Here is a 20,419-nt window from a genome sequence, read left to right on the forward strand (position 1 = left end):
ACCGTGGGCCTGCGTAGTTTCTTCGATCGGATCGAGCCGCACTTTGAAAAAGGCGGCAAGTACGAAAAATACTTCCCCATCTACGAGATGGTGGAAAGCTTCCTTTATACCCCGAAAACGGTGACCACGGTTGCGCCGCACGCGCGCTCCTACGTGGATATGAAGCGCATCATGACCTACGTGGTGATCGCGACGATCCCCTGTATCCTGATGGCGCTTTACAACACCGGATACCAGACCAACCTCGCGATTGCCGAATTCGGCGCGTCGGGCTGGCGGGCTGCCATCGTTGACATGCTGGGCATCGGCTTCAATCCGGCCAACCCCTTTGCCAACATGATGCACGGCTTGCTCTACTTCCTGCCGATCTACATCGTGACGCTGGTGGCTGGCGGTATCTTCGAGGTGATCTTCGCCACCGTGCGCAAACACGAAGTCAACGAAGGCTTCCTTGTGTCCTCCATGCTTTATGCGCTGATCGTGCCCGCCACGACACCGCTCTGGCAGGTGGCACTTGGCATCATCTTCGGTGTGGTGATCGGCAAAGAAGTCTTTGGCGGCACCGGCAAGAACTTCCTCAACCCGGCGCTGACCGGACGTGCGTTCCTCTACTTCGCATATCCTGCACAGCTTTCGGGCGATAGCGTCTGGGTCCCCGTTGACGGCTTTACCGGTGCAACCGCACTGGCCGTATCCGCCTCGGACGGCTTCCAGGAACTCGCCGCACGCGGCATGACCTGGTGGGACAGCTTCTATGGCTTCATTCCGGGGTCGATGGGCGAAACCTCGACCCTTGCCTGTATCCTCGGCCTGATCTTCCTTCTGGCCACCAAGATCGCCAACTACCGCATGGTTGTCGGCTGTCTGGCGGGCATGATCGGTTTCTCGCTGCTCCTGAACTGGATCGGTTCCGACACCAACCCGATGTTCGCAATGCCCTGGTACTGGCACCTTGTCATTGGTGGCTACGCCTTTGGCCTGGTCTTCATGGTGACCGAGCCGGTTTCCGGCGCGCACACCAATATGGGCCGCTACATCTATGGCGCGCTGATCGGCTTCATGGTGGTCATGATCCGCGTGATCAACCCGGCCTTCCCCGAAGGCATGATGCTCGCAATTCTCTTCGGTAACGTCTTTGCGCCACTGATCGACTACTTCGTCGTTCAAGCCAACATCAAACGCAGGGCAAAACGCAATGGCTGACGAAAACAAAACCCAAAACCCGCCACAGGGCTTCATCCGCCGTTTCCTCGCACAGCCGCCGGATTCGGTCTCCAAGACAATCTTCATCGCGGTGGCAGTCTGCCTCGTCGCGTCGATGATCGTGTCCGCCGCCGCCGTGGCGCTGCGCCCGACACAGGCCATCAACGCGCTGAAAGACAAGCAGATCAACATTCTGCAGGTCGCAGGCATCTACGACCCCGATCAGAACGTCGTCGAAGCCTTTGCCGCCTTCGAACCGAAGGTCCTCGAACTGGCCACCGGTTCGTTCAGTGACCGTTTCGACCCGGCCAGCTTCAATGACCGCGCCGCAGCAGATGATCCGGAAACCTCGGTCGCCCTGACCGACGATCCGGCAGGCATCGGTCGCCAGGGAAAGTTCGTCACCGTCTACCTCCTGCGCGACGACGCAGGCGCAATCGACAAGGTGATCCTGCCGCTGCATGGCTATGGTCTGTGGTCCACGCTCTATGGCTTCATCGCGCTGGAAGAAAACGGCAACGACATCTTCGGCCTTCAGTTCTACGAACACGCCGAGACCCCCGGTCTTGGTGCCGAAGTCGACAACCCGCGCTGGAAAGCCCTCTGGAACGGCAAGAAACTGGCAGACGAAAGCGGTGAGCTGCAAATCAGCGTCACCAAAGCTGTGCCTGCCGCAGGCGCCGAATACCACGTAGACGCACTGGCTGGCGCGACGCTGACCACGGCTGGCGTGCATAACCTGGTGAACTTCTGGATGGGTGAAGCCGGCTACAAGCCCTTCCTCGAAAAACTCAAAGCGGGGGACGTATAATGGCCCATAAACGCAGAGAAATGCTGATCGACCCGCTGGTCGACAACAACCCGATTACCCTTCAGGTGCTGGGCATCTGTTCGGCCCTTGCGGTGACATCCTCGCTGCAGGTTGCCTTCGTGATGGCCATCGCCGTGACCTTGGTGACGGCCTTCTCGTCGATGTTCATCTCGATGATCCGCAACCAGATCCCCGGATCGATCCGGATCATCGTGCAGATGGTGATCATCGCCTCGCTCGTGATCCTCGTCGACCAGATGCTCAAGGCTTTCGCCTTCGAAATCTCCAAGACCCTCTCGGTCTTCGTCGGCCTGATCATCACCAACTGTATCGTGATGGGCCGCGCCGAAGCCTTCGCCATGAAGAACCCGCCGATCGACAGCTTCATCGACGGGATCGGCAACGGCCTGGGCTATGGCCTGATCCTGATGCTGGTCGGTGTGATCCGCGAACTCTTCGGCTCCGGCAGCCTGTTTGGCGTCACGATCCTTGAAACGGTCAACAACGGTGGCTGGTACGTGCCCAACGGCCTGCTGCTGCTGCCGCCTTCGGCCTTCTTCATCATCGGTCTGATCATCTGGGGCTTCCGCACCTGGAAGAAGGACCAGGTGGAAGAACGCGAATACAAAATCCAGACGGTTGAGGCACACTGATGGAAGCGCTCATCTCCCTCGCCGTTAAGGCGATCTTCGTTGAAAACCTCGCACTCTCGTTCTTCCTCGGCATGTGTACCTTCATCGCCGTCTCCAAGAAGATCTCGACCGCGATTGGCCTTGGCATCTCGGTGATGATCGTTCAGTCGATCACCGTTCCCGCCAACAACCTGATCCTGACCTACCTGCTGGCGCCCGGTGCGCTGGCCTGGGCCGGGTTCCCCGAAGTCGACCTCACCTTCCTTGGCCTGATCTCCTATATCGGCGTGATCGCCGCGCTGGTTCAGATCCTCGAGATGGTACTCGATAAGTACTTCCCGCCGCTCTACAACGCACTGGGCGTGTTCCTGCCGCTGATCACCGTGAACTGCGCGATCCTCGGTGGTTCGCTCTTCATGGTGGAACGTGGCTATGACTTTGCCGAGTCGGTCACCTACGGCGTCTCTTCCGGCTTCGGCTGGGCGCTGGCGATTACCGCCATGGCAGGTGTGCGTGAAAAGCTGAAGTATTCCGACATTCCCGACGGCCTTCAGGGCCTAGGGATCACCTTCATCACCGCAGGTCTGATGGCGATGGCCTTCATGTCCTTCTCCGGCGTGAAACTGTAAGGGGGCTGCAACGATGGAAACTTTTGGTCTTGGCATCATCCTCTTTACCCTGATCGTTCTCGCGCTTGTCGCGGTCATTCTGGCCGCGCGCTCCAAGTTGGTGTCTACGGGCAACGTCAACATCACAATCAACGGTGAAAAGACGATCTCCGTTCCCGCCGGTGGCAAGCTGTTGCAAACGCTGGCCGAGCAGAAACTGTTCGTGCCCTCCGCCTGTGGCGGCGGTGGCACCTGTGCGCAGTGTCGTGTGAAAATCCACTCTGGCGGCGGCTCGATCCTGCCGACCGAGGAAAGCCACATCACCAAGCGTGAGGCCGCCTGTGGCGACCGCCTGTCCTGTCAGGTGGCCGTCAAGCAGGACATGGAAGTCGAAGTTCCCGAAGAGGTCTTCGGCGTCAAGAAATGGCAGTGCACCGTGCGCTCCAACGACAACGTCGCAACCTTCATCAAGAACCTGGTTCTGGAACTGCCCGAAGGCGAAGACGTGAACTTCCGCGCCGGTGGTTACATCCAGATCGAAGCCCCGGCCCACGCGCTGAGCTACAAGGACTTCGACATCGGCGAGGAATACCACGAGGACTGGGACAAGTTTAACCTGTGGCAGTACCAATCCACCGTGTCCGAGCCGATCGAACGTGCCTACTCGATGGCCAACTACCCGGATGAAAAGGGCCTGATCATGCTCAACGTCCGTGTGGCTTCGCCGCCTCCGGGCTCGCAAGGCATCCCTCCGGGTCAGATGTCGTCCTACATCTTCAACCTGAAACCGGGTGACAAGGTAACCATCTCGGGTCCGTTCGGCGAATTCTTCGCCCGCGAAACCGACAAGGAAATGGTCTTCATCGGCGGTGGTGCCGGCATGGCCCCCATGCGCAGCCACATCTTCGACCAACTCAAGCGCCTCGAGAACCGCGATCGCAAGATCACTTTCTGGTACGGTGCCCGCTCCAAGAAAGAGATGTTCTTTGTCGAGGACTTCGACGAACTCGCCAAGGAGTTCCCGAACTTCACCTGGCACGTGGCGCTGTCCGATGCCCTGCCCGAAGACGACTGGGGCGGCTATACCGGCTTCATCCACAACGTTCTTTACGAAGAATACCTCAAGAACCACGCCGCGCCGGAAGACTGCGAATACTACATGTGTGGTCCGCCGATCATGAACTCGTCGGTGATCAACATGCTGCTTGATCTCGGCGTTGACCGCGAAGACATCATGCTCGACGACTTCGGCGGCTAAACAAGACCCGGCCCGGCAAATCCACCAACCGGATTTGCCGGCGCCCCCTCCCCCGGACATCACTGGCCCCTGCCGACACGGCACTATCCGGACATCGCCAGACACGCGATCAGGGCCAGCCCCCATTCCCCACACTGCAAAATTGAACTTGGCGATCCCGGCAGGATTCGAACCTGCAACCTGCCCCTTAGGAGGGGGCTGCTCTATCCAGTTGAGCCACGGGACCAGCCTGCATGCACCCAGCCCAAGCATCCTGGGCGTGCGTCATGTCGGGCCATGCTTGCCCAACAATCGCGATCCTTGCAACCCGAAAACCTCGTTTCGGGGCAAGGATCATTTCATGTCTCAGACAAACAGGAAATCCGCCTCGGAATAGGCCAGCCCAGTTCCCACATCGGCAAAAGACACCCCCCTTAGAAGAATGGTATCGGTGCCGTCCACGATCCGGGCAAACCCGCCTGCATCAACCAGATGGTTGTTCACGAGATCCGTGAAATCGGTGATCTGGGTGACATTGCGCAGGTCGATCACCTCTCCGTCGGCAGCATTGAACCCAAAGATCGTATCCTGGCCAAAGCCATCCGCGAAAACAAAGACGTCGTTGCCGTTGCCCCCCGTCAGCTTGTCATTGCCAGCGCCACCGTTGAGGGTATCCGCGCCCTTCTCGCCGTTCAGCACATCCCCCTGGGCACCGCCGAACAGCCTGTCGTTGCCGGTGCCGCCAAAGATGTGGTCCCGGCCATCGTTGCCATAGAACACGTCGTTGCCGCCACCACCGTCGATGGTGTCTTTGCCACCACCACCATAGACCGTATCGCGCCCTGCATTGGTGCCCTGCGGGTGACCATTATAGAGATCGTTGCCACGGCCCATCTGCACCGTATCGCGCCCCTTGCCGCCGTCGATCGTGTCACTCCCGTCACCACCAAACAGCTTGTCAGCGCCAAGACCGCCTTTCAGGTCATCCGCACCGGTGCCACCATTCAGCCGGTCATTGCCCGACAGCCCGACAAGCGTGTCGTCACCCACCCCGCCATTCAGCGTGTCCGCACCAGCAGTTCCGGTCAGCAACTCGTCATCATTGACCACAGGCGGATCAAGCGGCGTATCCGTGCCTGGCAGGACAATCTCTGTCACGTTGCCGCCGACAACGAAGGCCGAGTTATTGTCCGTCCTGACAATATCATCCGAGCCCCAGGCATAAGCCCCTGTCTCGGTATCCAGCAAAGCGCCCGTCAGGTCATATTCCTTGAGCCGCCCTTCCTGCGTGCCGGCAAGATCCAGCACCGAATACCCCACAACAAAGCCGCTCTCGGTGGCCACAAGCAAGGGCGTGTCCTGCCGCTTCAGGGTGATCTCGGTATTGACGAGCGTCGCCGCAACGGCCTCGCTGCCATCCGCATTCCTGATCGAGAACCAAACCGACGACTGGTCCTGATCCGGCCCCGACGTGGTGTCGCTCTCCACCCAGACAATCACGAATTTCCCGTTCTCAAGCGTCTCGACCTGCACCGCAGGCGTCGCGCCAAACACGGTGGACGTAGCATTGCCAAGGTCGATCTGGGCAGAGGCAAAGCTGCCGTCCTTGTTCAACAGACGCAGATGCGCAGGCGCCCCCGTTCCGAACGTATTCGTCCAGGCAACAGCGATCTTGTCACCCACCTCGGTCATGTCAAACAACAGTTGCTGCGCATAACTGCTGACCATCGTGCCAAGCGAGGCACTTTGCGACACCACCGTGCCGTCAGGGTTCACGATCTTGAACAGGAACTGGTTCAACGTCGTCGCCGTATCAATCAGGGCAATCGTGCCATCAGAAAGCGATACAGCCTGCTGCAACATCTGCCCGTCGGCCTGTCCGGAACTGTTCGTGTGCCCCATGCCCCCCAATCCGTCGACCCCGGCATAGGGCAAGTCCGTGAGCGGCCCCGTGACGGCGCCTGTCTCGGCATTCAGCGTGACATACACGTCCCTGTGCGTGAGAGGCAGGCTCGACCCTGTCAGGCGGAAATAGACATTCATCGTGCCATCTTGGTTGTCATGCACGTGAAAGGGCGTGATCCGCCCAAATCCACCGGGCGCGGGCTCGAACTCGACCGCGGAAAACACCAGCCCGTCATCATCAAAGGCCGCAATCTGATTGCCGGAAACGATAACGCCGTTGTCACCCACACGGTAAACGCGGCCGCTCCCCAGCCCGATATCGTTGAAACCAAGGGCCAGGCTTGTCGAAATCGCCATTCTCTATTCCTCACAGTATCTGTTCGCAAAATCAGGCCACTCATGGCCGGACGCCCTCGCTTTTTCAGCGCGTTAGCAAAGGCGGTCATTCAAATATTCGTCCCGAAAGCATGCCGTGGAATGGCCCACACATCAAGTTTTTAAGGATTTTGGCGCAGTATCCCCAAACTTCCGGCCCCGGATATTGCGGAACTCTGGCAGAAAGCGCCTCTCGTTAAACGGTCCAAGACCCATCGTGACTCTTGAACACCACCAACTGTTCGCGATAACATTTTTGCATTGCAAACAGGATGTTCCCTTTGACCAACGACGAAAAACGCTCTTTGACCCTACGCGACGTATCCGAGGCGTCCGGAGTTTCCGAAATGACAGTCAGCCGCGTCCTGCGGAACCGCGGTGACGTTTCGAACGCCACCCGTGAACGGGTGCTGCGGGCGGCAAAGGAATTGGGCTACGTGCCCAACAAGATCGCCGGCGCATTGGCGAGCCAGCGTGTGAACCTCGTTGCGGTGATCATCCCGTCACTCTCCAACATGGTCTTCCCCGAGGTGCTTGGCGGCATCAGCCAGGTTCTGGAAGACACCGAGTTGCAACCGGTTGTCGGCGTCTCCGATTACCTGCCTGAGAAGGAAGAGAAAGTCCTCTACGAGATGCTGTCATGGCGTCCCTCTGGCGTCATCATCGCCGGTCTCGAACATACCGAAGCCGCCCGCGCCATGCTCAACGCCTCGGGCATCCCCGTGGTCGAGATCATGGATGTTGATGGCAAGCCGGTCGACACGATGGTCGGTATCTCGCACCGGCGCGCGGGCCGTGAAATGGCACAGGCGATCCTCAAGGCGGGGTATCGCAACATCGGTTTCCTCGGCACCAAGATGCCGCTCGACCACCGCGCCCGCAAACGGTTTGAAGGTTTCACCGAGGCCCTTGCCAAGAACGGTGTCGAAATCCAGGAGAAAGAGTTCTATTCCGGCGGCTCTGCGCTGGCCAAGGGTCGCGAGATGACGGCGGCCATGCTGGAACGCAATCCGGAACTCGATTTCCTCTACTACTCCAACGACATGATCGGCGCCGGCGGCCTGCTTTACCTGCTGGAAAAAGGCTATGACGTGCCCGGCGAGATCGGTCTTGCGGGCTTTAACGGCGTCGAGCTGCTACAGGGTCTGCCCCGTCAGCTTGCCACGATGGATGCCTGCCGTCGCGAGATCGGCACCAAGGCCGCCGAGATCATCGCCGCCCGCGTGAACGGAGAAGACACCGACATGATCACCGAACTGACGCCGAAAATATCCTTCGGCGACACCCTCAAGCGCCGCTGATCAGGCAACAGGCGTCCCAATGGGGCGCCTTACTTTTTTCCCTTGAGAGAGGCCCGTGCCGCCTTCATGGCGTTGCGGAAATGCGGTGCCCGCCGGCGTGCCAGAACCGCCTCGCAGTAGCGGATCAACAGCCTCGGGCGCTGCATCTCCTGCAAGGTCTGCAACATCTCTTTCTGGAACCGCGAATTCTCGCGCCGCGCCCGCATCCATTGATAGAACTTGGTTGTGGTCATCTCGCCGCTGACGCATTCCGTGACGATCGGCTTCAACAGCCCAAGCTGAATCCAGAGCGATGCGATCCGGTGGCCCATGAAACGGCACCGGTATTTGACAACGTTGTCGCCCTGGAAAAGCGCCGCGTGCATCGAATCCATCGTATTGCGCGGATCATAAAACAGGTGCACCTTCTCGGCCGAACCCGACATTTCGGGCCCATACCCATACCGCCCCGTATAGTCACGCCGCCACGCCTTGCGATAGCGTTGTTCCCAAGGGGCGATCTCGCGGTTGAGTGTCGCCTGCGGGGAAATCGCCACCACCTGGCATCCCGGGGCCGCCGCCGAAAAGACCGAGGCCGCATAGGCCCCCATCGACGCGCCATAGAACACAACCTTGTCGAACTTCTCAAAGAACCCTTCGTCGCGCAGCCGGTCAAAGAAGTCATGCACCGCATCATCGCGATACCAGGTCCAGTCGCTGGCCATCATGCCCAGCATCGACCAGCCCTGCTGCTCGACAAAGCCAAAGCCCCAGGGCATCCGGTCCGCCGCACGTCCGTAAACATGGTCCAGGTTTTCAAACGTCACGATCAACGTCTTGCCGCGCTCTACGAACAGGGCGGTGTGCTGCGCGCCAAGCTCTTCGTAGAAGCCTTCCTTGGCCCCGATCTCACGCAGGTTGTCTTTCCAGTCCGCCTGGGTTTCCGCCTGGCTTGCGTCGATTGCTACGGTCTCGTTCATGGCAAATCCTCTCAGGCCGCCTCGTCCAGACGCTTGCGTATGGTTTCATACATCTCAAGGTCCGGCCCGAAAGCACGTTCGATATTGCGCTTGTCCTCGGCGGTCATGCCGTCCAGCAATTCACGACTGTGCGACTTGTGTCCAAGCGTCTTGCGCGTGTCCTGTACTTCGGGGCGTTCCGCATCAAACAGGGTGCGCACGATATGCGCCAGCGCCCCGTTCAGATCGGCCATATCGCCGACAAAGTCATAATCGATATAGTCCCAGCTGATTTCTTTGCGCTGCGGCCGCCAGTGGCGATCCACATCCTGCGCGCCTTCATCCTGCGCGAGGATATCGAGGAACTCGGACAGGGTGATGTCGCTGTCGTCGGGGCGACCAAGATAGCGCATCAGCTTGGCTTTCTGCTTGTCCCCCTTCACGATCTTGTCTGCAAAGGACGAGACCGTCCGCGCGGTAGGCTCGCGCACGATGGTGAACCTGAAAACCTCCGGATCACGCAACGCCTCCATCACCTGCCAGACCTTGAGACCCCGCGGTCCCGTCAGCAACAGTGACTTTGGCGGCGTGTGCACGCTGTCCATGTCGATGCTTTCGGTGCCTTCGCCCTGCAACTCCAGAAGCTGCGCCATCAGCGTCGCCAGCACCGTGGTGCAGGCCGACTTGTGGTTCTTCATGTAGAGGAACGGCTTGCCCAGAACCGGGATGTTCACCGTCTGAAGAAAGTGCCGCTTGTGCTGGTAGTTCGCAAGGATGTCGTCTCGCAAACTCATGATCAGCTTGCCCCGAACAAAGACGGGGCCGCCTCGACGAGCTTGGCCCGGCACTCCTTGATAAAGCTCGGCTCGACAAGGTGATCGCGCGACAGCTTTTCAATCGACGCCTCGCCACGCAGGGCTTCGATCGCCAGCTTTGCCTTGAACTCCGGATCATCCACCGGTGCCTTGGGCTTGTTGATCTTCGGCGGGATCAGCGCCGCATCCACATCAATACCGTGCTTCTTGATCAGCTGGCGCATGAACGAGCCACGGCGCGGGCGGTTGTTTTCCTTTTCTTCCAGGCGCGGCTTCATCCGGCGCGCCCAGAAATGAACACCCTTGGTGTCCTCGGTCAGTTCATCCTCGATGTTGAACTTGCCCATGATCATGTGGTTCCGATGCTTGAACGAGATCGGATAGAAGGCCTCGACCGGCTCGGCGTATTTGATTTCGCCGCTCTGCTTGAGGAAGTAGGTCACCGCCGCAGGGCCGGTAAACCCCCAGTTCTGCTCGGTCATGTGAACCGGGCGGCCCGCATCCTTTTCGGCCTGCAACTCGGCCTGTTGCCAGGGCTTCAGCCAGGGGCCAATCGCGTATTCATCTTCAAAGAACTCAAGCATCATGTTCAACGCCTTGGAATTCTTAGGCAGCCCCAGAACTGCGTTGCACACGAGATCGTCCTTCTCCCAGCCGAACACCGACTGGCGGGTAAAGTTGAAGGGGCGATAACAGTAAATATCCGCATCCACCCAGATCTTGTCGGTCTTCTTCAAGAGGTTCAGACGCCACAGATCCGCATGGATCGCCGGGCTACCGGTGCGGGCGTGGCGATACATCGGGTTGCCCGGGAAAATCTCGTTCGCATCACCCGCATGCACCCCCTCGGGAATGTTCGGGATTTTCTCATAGCTATAGAGCGTGATGTGATGCCCTGCGTCCGCAAAGGACTTCAGACACAGCTGTTCCAGCCAGGTCAGTTGCCCACCAATCCAAAGGCTCGCAATTTCCGGGAGTTTCGCCATTGTTACACTGCTCTCTTCGTTATTCGTTAAACTCTACCACAATCTGCCCCAGTTTCCTTGAAAAATGGGGCGAAGCTGCGGCAGCTAGTGGGCTGTTTCCTGTTTTTCCACGGTAAAATAGAACCCTTCAGGATGGTCCTGCGCGACAACTTCGTCCGGAATGACATCCGGCCCGGCAAGGAACACGTTGGCCCCAAAGATACGGTGAATCCGCGCCAGCTTTTCCATACGCGCGCCGGTCAGATCGCCATAGAACTTGGCATAGTTCTCGGTCGCCTTGAGGGCATCGATCTTGGCCCGGTGCTTGTCGACGCAATAGGCATGCGCCTCGGCAATCTCTGGGTCCGCCAAAAGCCGCGCCATTTCCGCCTCAAGCGCCGGGATCATCCGCTGGATCGAGGTGTCCTCGGTCGCGTTGTTGTTCATCCGGAACCAGTAGGCCAGCCCCTGATCCCGATCCACGTGGTTCACGCGCCCCCGATCCCGCTTCACAAGGAAGCTCTCCGCCGACCGCACCGCATAGTGGTTCAGCTGCACCATGTCATAGCCCACCGTCTCGGTGGTCGACCGCCAGGCATTGCGGAACATGTCCTTGGGCAGCGGCTTGCCCGATCCGTTCACCCAGCGAATATGATCCCAAAGCTGCGGATTGAGACCCTTGGGGCGATGCACCCCCAGCTTCTTGAACAACCCGATATTGCGGAACAGCGTTTTGAAACCCCACGCCTGATGCGGCTTGCGCGTCATCTCCTCGGCACAGCGCGTGTACTGCGCAATCAGCGGCTCATCGACAAACGCGTGAATGTCCGAATTCCCGAACAAGCGCCACGTGCAGGAAATCATGTTGGCGTCGCCCACGGCCTCGAACAACTCGGGCAACGTCCCCTTGCCCACCTTCACGTTGATGAACTCGTCCACGTCCATCGAAATCACCCAGTTGGCATTCTTGACGATCTCTTCCTTCTCCCCCGCATGTAGCGCCGCGTGCTGGGGTTTGAGACCGGTGCCCTTGAACGGGTTGTCGCGGTGTTGAAGGATGCCCTTCGACTGTAGCAGTTCAAGGAAATCATCGGTCCCGTCGGTGCAGTCGTTGGTGTAGACGATAAAGTCCTCCACCCCGATTGCCCTGTGATAGGCCACCCACTCAAGGATGAACGGCCCTTCGTTTTTCATACAGGTGATGATGCAGACGCGGTTGGCCTTGGGATCAACCTCCGGCGCGGCAATCTCCGGCATCCGCACAGGCTTGTAGCCGAACCGTTCCTTCGAAAGCTGCAACAGCCCGTCATCTTCAACAAGCGATGTCTTCGGCACAATCTGCGAAACCGTCTCGGTCGGATGGCGCAGCGCCATGAAGCGGTTGAACGGCTTCCACTCTTCCGGCGTCGGGTTGGCCCCGACAATCCGCACCAGCCGCCACACCGACTGCGGCCCAACACGTTCCGGCGCAACGCACCACTTTCGCCGCAGCTTGGTGGCATCAAATTGCACACAGATATGGTCGGCAAAACGCGCAGCATCGCCTTTGCGCGTCCGCCAGGGATAGCAATGCCGCCCCAAAAGCTGGATGGCCCCGCTGCTTGAATTAACGGCCGCGTCGAAAACCGTGTCTTCGCCCGCCTCCACCAGTTCGCAAACCTCAAGAAAGGCCACCGCCCGCGCCCGATCCAGAAACCGTTGCCGCGCCCATTCAAACAGCTGTAATTCGCCCAATGGGCTGTCCCACGGAGAGGCCTCCGGAATCTCCATCCGGTCCTTGCCGGGCGCATCCGGCGCATTGAAAGGATGCGCCTCGGGGGGCAAAGCCGGATTGCCCAGCGCAACATCCCACTGCACAACGACCACCCGCTGCAAGCCCTTGATCTTCTTCGCAGCCTTCGCAAGCGCCTTGGCAAATCCCTCACCCGGCATGGCACGATCAAGGATCAGCGCCGCCTGCATGCCCTGCGTTTCCACATGATAACGAAGCCACTCTGCCGCCGCCTCGGTACTCTCGCCGTTGCGGATCGACAGGCCCACGTTCAACCCGGCAAACAATTCCAATTCGGGCGCGTGAACAGCAACCTCGGCCTCGGCACCATCCACCACAAGCCGCGGCGCGCTTTCCCCGGTCGTGACGATCATACCGTCGCCAACACTGCGGATCATGGTGATCGTCGTGCCTGCACCGGCGGTGATCTCTTCACCACGGGTTCCCACCTTGAAAAACGTCTGCGCCCCACCTTCCGGCAGATGCACCGCATCCAGCACCACACCACGTCCGATCGGCTGGTGCTTCAATTCACGCGTCAAAAACTCTGGCGTCGCCATCTCACTCAAGACCTGCTCGGCCGGCCTTTAAACCGGCACTTATGTGTTGTTCTTATGGGCAACCTGATACCACCGAACCAATTGTTGCTGCAAATACTCCGGCACCACCTGCGACCCTCCCGCCGTCAGGATCTGCACCAGAAGACTGTGGTTCTCCAGGTCCAGCACCAGTTCCGAGAACCGCGCCTGATGCCAGGCCACGGCCTGCTTGTGCAACCGCTCCAGACCGGGCACCGCCCAAAGCCGCGTCAACTCTGCTTCCGTTGCCGCCCGCATCGCATCAATCGACCGGTCCTCGACCGTGTTGAAATTGCGCTCCACCCAATACGTAAGGTCCACCGGCTTGCTCGCCCGGTTCGGCAAGCCACGCACCTTCTTGATCAGGAAGGCCGCCGCCGAACGCACGGAATAGTGGTTCATCTCCACCAGCTTGCGCCCGCTCGAAATCCCGAACAGCGATAGGCGGTTCTGGTTCGCCACCATGCCCTCGGGCAGAACCTTTCCAGACCCGTCCACGAACACCGGCAGCCCGGCTTTTTCGGCCGTCTTCTGCTTGGGACGATGCACCCCCAACTGGTTGAAAGGCCCCTTGGCGCGGAACAGGGTTTTGAAGAAACTCGCCGCCACAGGATACTGCGCGTCCCCGGGAATGGCGCGGGTGAACTGCTGCGTGACGGGCTGATCCTCGACCCCCAGCACGTCATTGCTCCCGAACAGCCGCCAGGGAATCACCACCCCGTCGGCATCATCCGGCACCGTCTTCAACAACGCGCCAAGCGTCCTGTCCCCGGTATGGATGTTCAAAAATTCATCAACGTCCGACACCAGCACCCAATCCGCCGCCTTGCGCAAGGGATGCTTCCACGCCGCATTCAACGCCTGCCACTGGATCGACTTGCCCCTGACCCGCTCATGCGGCACGTGCGTCACGATCCCCGTCGCGTCCAACGCCGCCAGCATCTCTTCGGTGCCGTCCTCGCAATCGTTTGAGAACACAAGAAAATCGGTCACACCCGCCGCCTTGTGGTGGGCAATCCACTCAAGCAGATAGGGGCCCTCGTTGCGGACCGATGTCACCGAAAGAATACGCACCTGCTCTTGATCCCTTTTCATGGGCTTGCCCCTTGATACCACGCCCACACCACCCCGCGCAAAGACCATTCACCAATGGCGCAAAACTGGGTCCGCAATGGCACACCCCTTGCCAGATCGCCCAAGCCGCCCTAGGTTCTTCCTATCTCTGGCACAGACGGATCAAAGGGCCATGCACTCATTCCCTCGGGATGGGCATCGCATGGTGATTGCGCATGTCCGCCCGTCACTGACCGGAGACAACCATGCGCCAGCAGGGGTATTGGGCCGACCTCAAGGCCCCCGATTTCATGACTCTTGATCCCGACACCGTCGCGATCCTGCCGCTTGGGGCCACGGAACAGCACGGGCCCCACCTGCCGCTTTCGGTCGACACCACCCTGACCGATACCGTTCTCGCCCGCAGCCTGCCGCTCTGGCCGGCTGGTGTCTCGGCGCTGATCCTGCCGACGCTGACGGTGACCAAGTCGAACGAACACCTCAACCACCCCGGCACTCTGACCTATTCGGCGCGTACCCTGCTGGCGACGCTCGACGACATCGCGGCCTCCGTGGCCCGTACCCCCGTGCGCCGCCTGCTGATGATCAACGGCCACGGTGGCAACACGGCAGTTCTTGAGGTGGCCTGTCGCGAAATCCGCATCGCGCATGGCCTCATCACCGCCCATGCCTCGTGGTTCGCCTTCACCGACACCAAGGGCCTCTTGGCCCCCGAAGACGAGATCCATGACATCCATGCCGGAGACCTCGAAACCTCCGCCATGCTCGCCGCCGCTCCTGATCTTGTCGATATGGCCCACGCGCCCAACACGCCCCCCAATAGCCGCGAATGGACCGCCGCTGGCCTGACCGGGCAACCCGCCCGTCCCGGCTGGATCATCGACGATGTGTCAGACACCGGCGTCTGTGGCGATGCCACGGCCGCAACCGCCGAAAAGGGCGCGCATCTCCTTGATACAGCCGCCCGCTCTTTCGCGGCTTACCTTCCCGAATTCGCTGCTTTCGACCCGCAAAAATGTCCCTAACACTGCCAAATATCAAAATTCCGCGCATCCTGCTGCGTGATGCGGATCGCCTCGGCGGCACGGTCGAAGGTGCATTTCTCTGCGGCGACGCTCGCTTCGAAAACGGGCGTCTCAGCGCCCTAAGCCTCGCCTCAGGCCCCTGCGATACCACCCTGCTGCCGCCACTTGTCGAGCCGCATTGCCACCTCGACAAATGCCACACCATCGACCGCATGGATGATATCGGCGGCGATCTGACCGCCGCCATCGAAGCCCAGCGCGCCGACAAGACAAACTGGACCGAGGCCGACATCCGCAACCGCGCGCTGCGTGGCATCGAAGAATACACCCGCGCCGGCACCGGCCTGATCCGCAGCCATGTGGATTGGGGGGACGAGGCCGAACCGCCCCTCTCCTGGCAGGTTCTCACCGAACTCGCCGCCGATACCCCTGGCCTGCAGCTGTGCTCGCTGACCAGCGCCATCCAGATGGCCGATCCGGCCTTCGCCAAAACGGCGTCAGACGCCATCCCCGACGGCCATGCCCTTGGTGTTTTCGTCTTCAACCAACCCGATCATGAAATCGGCATCGAACAGGCGTTTCAGCAGGCACAGAGACTGAATCTGCCCCTCGACTTCCACGTCGACGAGGGCCTCGACCCCGATCTCAGAGGGCTGGAGAAAATTGCCGACACGGCCATCGCCACCCACCACCAAGGGCCAATCCTCTGTGGGCACGCGGTCAGCCTCGCCAGCCAATCGTCAGACGACGTCAGGCGGATTGCCGACAAACTCGCCCGCGCCAACATTACGGTTGCCACCCTGCCCACAACCAACCTTTACCTTCAGGGCCGCAGGAACGGCACCCCCCGGCAACGCGGCCTGACCATGCTGCACGAGTTGCGCCGCGCAGGCGTGCGCATCGTGATCGGGGCCGACAACGTGCGCGATGCCTTCTGCCCGGTGGGACGCCACGATCCCCTGCGCACCCTCGAACTGGCCGTGCTCGCCGGGCATCTCGATCCACCATTCCACCAATGGCTGCCCGCCATCACCACCGACGCTGCCCGCGCCCTCGGCCACGCGCCGATGTACGTCGACAACACCCCGATCTCCCGCCTTCTACACGCAAAGGCCGGCGATCTTTCAACCCTGATTTCCGGCGCCCCATTGGCGCCAATTCCGCAAGAATAGAGACTGATATGACACACTCCATCTCCGGCAAAACCGCCCTCGACTGGGCCGCATTCGAAGCTGAACTCGCCCCTGTTGAAACCATCTCCGAACCCGTGCTCGTCAAGAAACGCAGCCGTGATTTCTTCTGGTACTCCCCGATCCTGAACGCACAGCTGCGCAAGAGTTTCGGTGACCTTGTGGCCCTGCCCTCCACAACCGAGGAACTGGCCCACTGCCTGCGCACGGCGCACGCCCATGATGCCCCGATCACCCTGCGCGGCGGCGGCACCGGCAACTATGGACAGGCCGTTCCGCTCGATGGTGGTCTGATCATCGAAACCACCCGCATGAACCGCATTCTTGAAATCGGCGAAGGCTTTGTCCGCGCCGAGGCCGGGGCGATCATCGAAGACATCAACACCGCCCTGCACGAACAGGGATGGGAACTGGCCATCTTCCCCTCGACGCAGGACATCGCCACCATCGGTGGCTTTGTCGCCGGCGGCTCCTCCGGCATCGGGTCGGTTGCCCAGGGCATGCTGCGCGACCCCGGCAACATCGTCTCGCTCAAGGCCATGTCGGTGACCGACACCCCCCAAGAGCGCCTCTTCGAAGGCGACGCCGTGAACCAGATCCACCACGCATGGGGCCTCAACGGTGTCATCACCGAAGTAACCCTGCGCACCGTCCCGCATCGCAACTGGGTGCATTGCATGGCGACCTTCGACAGCTACCGCGACACCTATGCCGCCGGCTATGCCCTGTCCTGCGCCGAAAACATCGCCCGCAAGCTGGTCAGCACGCAGGACGCCCGCATCTGCGACTTCTATCCGCGGCTGGAAAGCCGCATTCGCAAGAACAAGCACCTGCTGGTCTCGTTGGTGCCGCAGGAGGACATGGACGCCTTCCGCGCCCTGATCGCGGAACAGGGTGGGCAGGTCGATCTCGCCATGTCCGAGGCCGAGCTGAAAGAGGCCAAGATCCCGCTGGTCTATGAGTTCGCCTACAACCACACCACGCTTCAGGTCCTCAAGGCCGACCGCTCGGCAACCTACCTGCAAGTCGGATGCCCCACGCCTCCCGATCCGCAGGCCATTGCCGACCTGCGCCCGAAACTGGGCGATGACGTCTGGCAGCACCACGAATTCGCCCTTCTCGACGGCGAGATCGTGACCTTTGATCTGCCCATCGTCTGGTACTCGACCGAAGAGCGGCTGCACGAGATCGAAGCCACCTATGAAGCCAACGGTTTCCCGATCTTCGACGCCCACATCTGCATGGTCGAGGGCGGTGGTCTCAAGAACGCCGACTACCGCCATCTGGCATGGAAAAAGCGCATGGATCCCAAGGGGCTTTTGAACGCCGCAAAGTCGCGCGAATGGGTCAACGTAAAGGACATGGACCCCGAAGCCATCGAAGCAATGATCCCGGGCTGAACAGGATGCCGATGAGCGAAAGAGTTTCTTGTCGGAACAAAGGGTTGCCCCCGGCGGAACAGAATCATCCGCAGGGGCTTCCCATTGGTCGGAACACAACACAACTTAAGCGCGATTCACAAAGGGCACTTTCGGCTCTCAAAAGTCCAAAAACGACGGTATTTCGTAGCTGCGTGTCGAATCTGCGCACATACGGGTCGTTAACGGACCAGAGCAAACAAGGGCGGCTGTACCTAAAATTGCTTATGCGAGGGCATTCGAACAATTTCATTTCGCCACTTCCGGCGCAGCGGTCCACCTGGGCCGTTCCGGGACATTCCCGAACCGGCAGGACCCGTGCAAATGTTGCTGCAATGCCCCTCCCCTCCGCTCATCCGTTTCTTCACCTCAACCAGATCATCTGGCAGGTGTTGAACGACACCATTGCGACACTCGCCTCTGCCTGCGCCAAGCGCCAGCAGGGCATGACAAAGTGGACCCGTTACTGGAACCCGACACAGATCGCGCCAGTTAATAAAAAAGAGTCTTTATGTGTTGCATACCGCGCCCATGCCGTGGATGGTTGTAAGGAATTGGAAAGCACGAACCTTTTGGAGGAGACAGGAAAGGTTCGCACTTTGGATCGGAATGTGCACAGTCACGACTGGCAGGAGGAAAACGTCCTGATCTTGGATCGACAGGCCGCAACGCACGGGAATAACTCCCGGCCCTTCGGGAAGGCCTGCAATCCGTCAAGCATCCGCGCAGACCAGCGCCCCGAAGACGGCTTCGAGGAGATGCGAGCAAAACCATAAGAGATTGGCGGCCCGGCCACTCGGTCCGTCTAACCCATGCAGCACCGCTGCGAAAACGGGGCCAAAGCCCTAAAAAACCAACAGAGAGGAAACCAATGGAATTTTTCAAGCGTAACGGACAGCCGATGCCGAAAGTGATCGTCGATCAGGCGGCAAAGGTAGGTGACGACGCCGTGAACCGCCGCGAATTCCTGGCAATGGCCAGCGCGTTCGGTGCAACCGCGGCAACTGCATATTCGATGCTCGGCATGGCCGCTCCGGCCCAGGCCGCAGGCCACGCGAAACAGGGCGGCACCGCCCGCATCCAGATGGAAGTACGCGCCCTCAAGGATCCGCGCACCTACGACTGGTCGCAGATCGCGAACTTCTCGCGCGGTTGGCTGGAATATCTGATCACCTACGAGAACGACGGTACCTTCCAGCCGCAGCTGCTGGAAAGCTGGGACATCTCGGAAGACGCTAAAACCTACACTCTGAACGTCCGCAAAGGCGTCAAGTGGAACAACGGCGACGATCTGACCGCGGAAGACGTGGCACGCAACATCGCCGGCTGGTGTGACAAGGACGTCGAGGGCAACTCGATGGCCGGTCGTTTCGCCACCCTGATCGACCCGAACACCAACAAGGCGATCGACGGCGCAATCGAAGTGGTCGACAGCCACACCGTTCGCCTGAACCTGCCCAAGCCGGACATCTCGCTTGTTCCGGGCATGGCTGACTACCCGGCTGCCATCGTGCACTCGTCGCATAACCCCGACGACATGCTGACCAACCCGATCGGCACCGGCCCGTACCTGCCGGAATCGCTCGAAGTGGGCGTTCAATCGGCACTGGTCCGCAACGAAAACCACACCTGGTGGAACGCGGGCAACGGCGCATGGCTCGACCGTATCGAGTATGTCGACTACGGCACCGACCCGGCAGCTTGGGTGGCCGCGGCAGAATCCGACGAAGTTGACGCGCTCTACTCGGTAGACGGTGAGTTCATCGACATCATCGGCTCGCTCGACGGCTGGAAGCAAAACGAAGTTGTCACCATGGCAACCATCGTGATCCGCCCGAACCAGCTGGCAGAAGTTGACGGCAAGAAGCCCTATGCCGACAAGCGCGTCCGTCAGGCCATCGCGATGGCCGTCGACAACAACGTGCTTCTGGAACTGGGCTACGACAGCCGCGGTGTTGCGGCGGCAAACCACCACGTTGGCCCGGCACACCCGGAATATGCCGACATCGGTATGCCCAAGCACGATCCGGCCGGTGCTCTCGCACTGCTGAAAGAAGCAGGCATGGCCGACTTCGAGATGGAAATCCACTCGATCGACGACGCATGGCGCAAGAACACCACCGACGCCGTCGCAGCCCAGCTGCGTGACGCCGGCTTCAACGTCAAGCGCACCATCCTGCCCGGTTCGACCTTCTGGAACGACTGGACCAAGTATCCGTTCTCGTCGACCAACTGGAACCACCGTCCGCTGGGCGTCCAAATCTGGGCACTGGCCTACAAGTCGGGTGAAGCCTGGAACGAATTCGGCTATGCAAACCCCGAGTTTGACGCCGTTCTCGAACAGGCCCTGGCAACCGCCGACGTGGAAGCACGCCGCGCCCTGATGGCCAAAGGTGAGGCAATCCTTCAGGAAGACGCCGTCACCATCCAGCCCTACTGGCGTTCGCTCTACAACCACACCCGCGAGGGTCTGGCTGGTGCCGATCACCACATCTCGTTCGAACTGCGTCCGGCAGCAATGCACTGGACCTAAGTCTTACGCAGACACGAAAAGGGCCGCTCTCGGGCGGCCC

General features: G+C 60.2%; 17 protein-coding genes and 1 tRNA gene. 11 read left to right on the plus strand and 7 right to left on the minus strand.

What is annotated here, in order from left to right:
- Nucleotides 1-3: 3 nt before the first annotated feature.
- From ABWV42_RS11695 to nqrF, 5 genes are read left to right on the plus strand one after another with little or no spacing between them, the layout of a single operon-like run.
- A complete protein-coding gene (locus ABWV42_RS11695) occupies nucleotides 4-1,203 on the plus strand; it encodes an NADH:ubiquinone reductase (Na(+)-transporting) subunit B (RefSeq protein WP_255104145.1) in 1,200 nt (399 codons plus the stop codon).
- Nucleotides 1,196-2,014 (plus strand): Na(+)-translocating NADH-quinone reductase subunit C, encoded by an 819-nt coding sequence (locus ABWV42_RS11700; RefSeq protein WP_353340251.1) that lies wholly within the window; start codon nucleotides 1,196-1,198, stop codon nucleotides 2,012-2,014. The genes ABWV42_RS11695 and ABWV42_RS11700 overlap by 8 nt, the downstream gene beginning before the upstream one ends.
- Nucleotides 2,014-2,667, plus strand: a complete 654-nt coding sequence (locus tag ABWV42_RS11705; protein WP_255104148.1) for an NADH:ubiquinone reductase (Na(+)-transporting) subunit D — start codon at nucleotides 2,014-2,016, stop codon at nucleotides 2,665-2,667. The genes ABWV42_RS11700 and ABWV42_RS11705 overlap by 1 nt, the downstream gene beginning before the upstream one ends.
- Nucleotides 2,667-3,275 (plus strand): NADH:ubiquinone reductase (Na(+)-transporting) subunit E, encoded by a 609-nt coding sequence (gene nqrE / locus ABWV42_RS11710; RefSeq protein WP_255104150.1) that lies wholly within the window; start codon nucleotides 2,667-2,669, stop codon nucleotides 3,273-3,275. The genes ABWV42_RS11705 and nqrE overlap by 1 nt, the downstream gene beginning before the upstream one ends.
- A gap of 13 nt (nucleotides 3,276-3,288) precedes the next feature.
- Nucleotides 3,289-4,512 carry an NADH:ubiquinone reductase (Na(+)-transporting) subunit F gene (gene nqrF, locus ABWV42_RS11715; RefSeq protein WP_353340252.1) on the plus strand — a complete coding sequence of 408 codons (1,224 nt, stop codon included), beginning with the start codon at nucleotides 3,289-3,291 and terminating at the stop codon, nucleotides 4,510-4,512.
- A gap of 149 nt (nucleotides 4,513-4,661) precedes the next feature.
- On the opposite strand, the gene ABWV42_RS11720 is transcribed toward nqrF, so the two are convergent.
- Nucleotides 4,662-4,738: transfer RNA gene (locus ABWV42_RS11720), tRNA-Arg, on the minus strand.
- 119 nt (nucleotides 4,739-4,857) lie between these two features.
- On the minus strand, nucleotides 4,858-6,753 hold the full coding sequence (locus ABWV42_RS11725) for a calcium-binding protein (RefSeq protein WP_353340253.1): 1,896 nt from the start codon (nucleotides 6,751-6,753) through the stop codon (nucleotides 4,858-4,860).
- A gap of 299 nt (nucleotides 6,754-7,052) precedes the next feature.
- On the opposite strand from ABWV42_RS11725, the gene ABWV42_RS11730 reads away from it, so the two are divergent.
- Nucleotides 7,053-8,072, plus strand: coding sequence for a LacI family DNA-binding transcriptional regulator (locus ABWV42_RS11730; RefSeq protein ID WP_353340385.1), 1,020 nt, complete (start codon nucleotides 7,053-7,055; stop codon nucleotides 8,070-8,072).
- A gap of 29 nt (nucleotides 8,073-8,101) precedes the next feature.
- On the opposite strand, the gene ABWV42_RS11735 is transcribed toward ABWV42_RS11730, so the two are convergent.
- From ABWV42_RS11735 to ABWV42_RS11755, 5 genes are all read right to left on the minus strand, one after another.
- Nucleotides 8,102-9,031, minus strand: coding sequence for a phosphoadenosine phosphosulfate reductase (locus ABWV42_RS11735; protein WP_353340254.1), 930 nt, complete (start codon nucleotides 9,029-9,031; stop codon nucleotides 8,102-8,104).
- An 11-nt stretch (nucleotides 9,032-9,042) separates the two neighbouring features.
- The gene (locus ABWV42_RS11740; protein ID WP_353340255.1) at nucleotides 9,043-9,804 is read right to left on the minus strand and encodes a sulfotransferase family 2 domain-containing protein; all 762 of its coding nucleotides are present in this window, start codon (nucleotides 9,802-9,804) and stop codon (nucleotides 9,043-9,045) included.
- Between the two features lie 2 nt (nucleotides 9,805-9,806).
- Entirely contained in the window at nucleotides 9,807-10,811 is a 1,005-nt protein-coding gene (locus ABWV42_RS11745; protein WP_353340256.1) for a hypothetical protein, read from the minus strand.
- Nucleotides 10,812-10,895: 84 nt separating this feature from the next.
- Nucleotides 10,896-13,121 carry a glycosyltransferase family 92 protein gene (locus tag ABWV42_RS11750; protein WP_353340257.1) on the minus strand — a complete coding sequence of 742 codons (2,226 nt, stop codon included), beginning with the start codon at nucleotides 13,119-13,121 and terminating at the stop codon, nucleotides 10,896-10,898.
- 39 nt (nucleotides 13,122-13,160) lie between these two features.
- Nucleotides 13,161-14,234, minus strand: a complete 1,074-nt coding sequence (locus ABWV42_RS11755) for a glycosyltransferase family 2 protein (protein ID WP_353340258.1) — start codon at nucleotides 14,232-14,234, stop codon at nucleotides 13,161-13,163.
- 224 nt (nucleotides 14,235-14,458) lie between these two features.
- Here ABWV42_RS11755 and ABWV42_RS11760 point away from each other — a divergent pair, with 224 nt between their 5' ends.
- From ABWV42_RS11760 to ABWV42_RS11780, 5 genes are all read left to right on the plus strand, one after another.
- Nucleotides 14,459-15,238, plus strand: coding sequence for a creatininase family protein (locus ABWV42_RS11760; RefSeq protein ID WP_353340260.1), 780 nt, complete (start codon nucleotides 14,459-14,461; stop codon nucleotides 15,236-15,238).
- Nucleotides 15,229-16,410, plus strand: coding sequence for an amidohydrolase family protein (locus ABWV42_RS11765; RefSeq protein ID WP_353340262.1), 1,182 nt, complete (start codon nucleotides 15,229-15,231; stop codon nucleotides 16,408-16,410). Before ABWV42_RS11760 ends, ABWV42_RS11765 begins: the two co-directional genes overlap by 10 nt.
- 8 nt (nucleotides 16,411-16,418) lie before the next feature.
- The gene (locus ABWV42_RS11770; RefSeq protein ID WP_353340264.1) at nucleotides 16,419-17,828 is read left to right on the plus strand and encodes an FAD-binding oxidoreductase; all 1,410 of its coding nucleotides are present in this window, start codon (nucleotides 16,419-16,421) and stop codon (nucleotides 17,826-17,828) included.
- A gap of 353 nt (nucleotides 17,829-18,181) precedes the next feature.
- Complete coding sequence (locus ABWV42_RS11775; protein ID WP_353340266.1) at nucleotides 18,182-18,622, plus strand: hypothetical protein; 441 nt, start codon at nucleotides 18,182-18,184, stop codon at nucleotides 18,620-18,622.
- A gap of 95 nt (nucleotides 18,623-18,717) precedes the next feature.
- Nucleotides 18,718-20,379, plus strand: a complete 1,662-nt coding sequence (locus ABWV42_RS11780; protein ID WP_255104171.1) for an ABC transporter substrate-binding protein — start codon at nucleotides 18,718-18,720, stop codon at nucleotides 20,377-20,379.
- The last annotated feature ends 40 nt before the right edge of the window (nucleotides 20,380-20,419 follow it).

The sequence above is a fragment of the Pelagimonas sp. KU-00592-HH genome, assembly GCF_040369695.1.
Classification (GTDB): domain Bacteria; phylum Pseudomonadota; class Alphaproteobacteria; order Rhodobacterales; family Rhodobacteraceae; genus Shimia.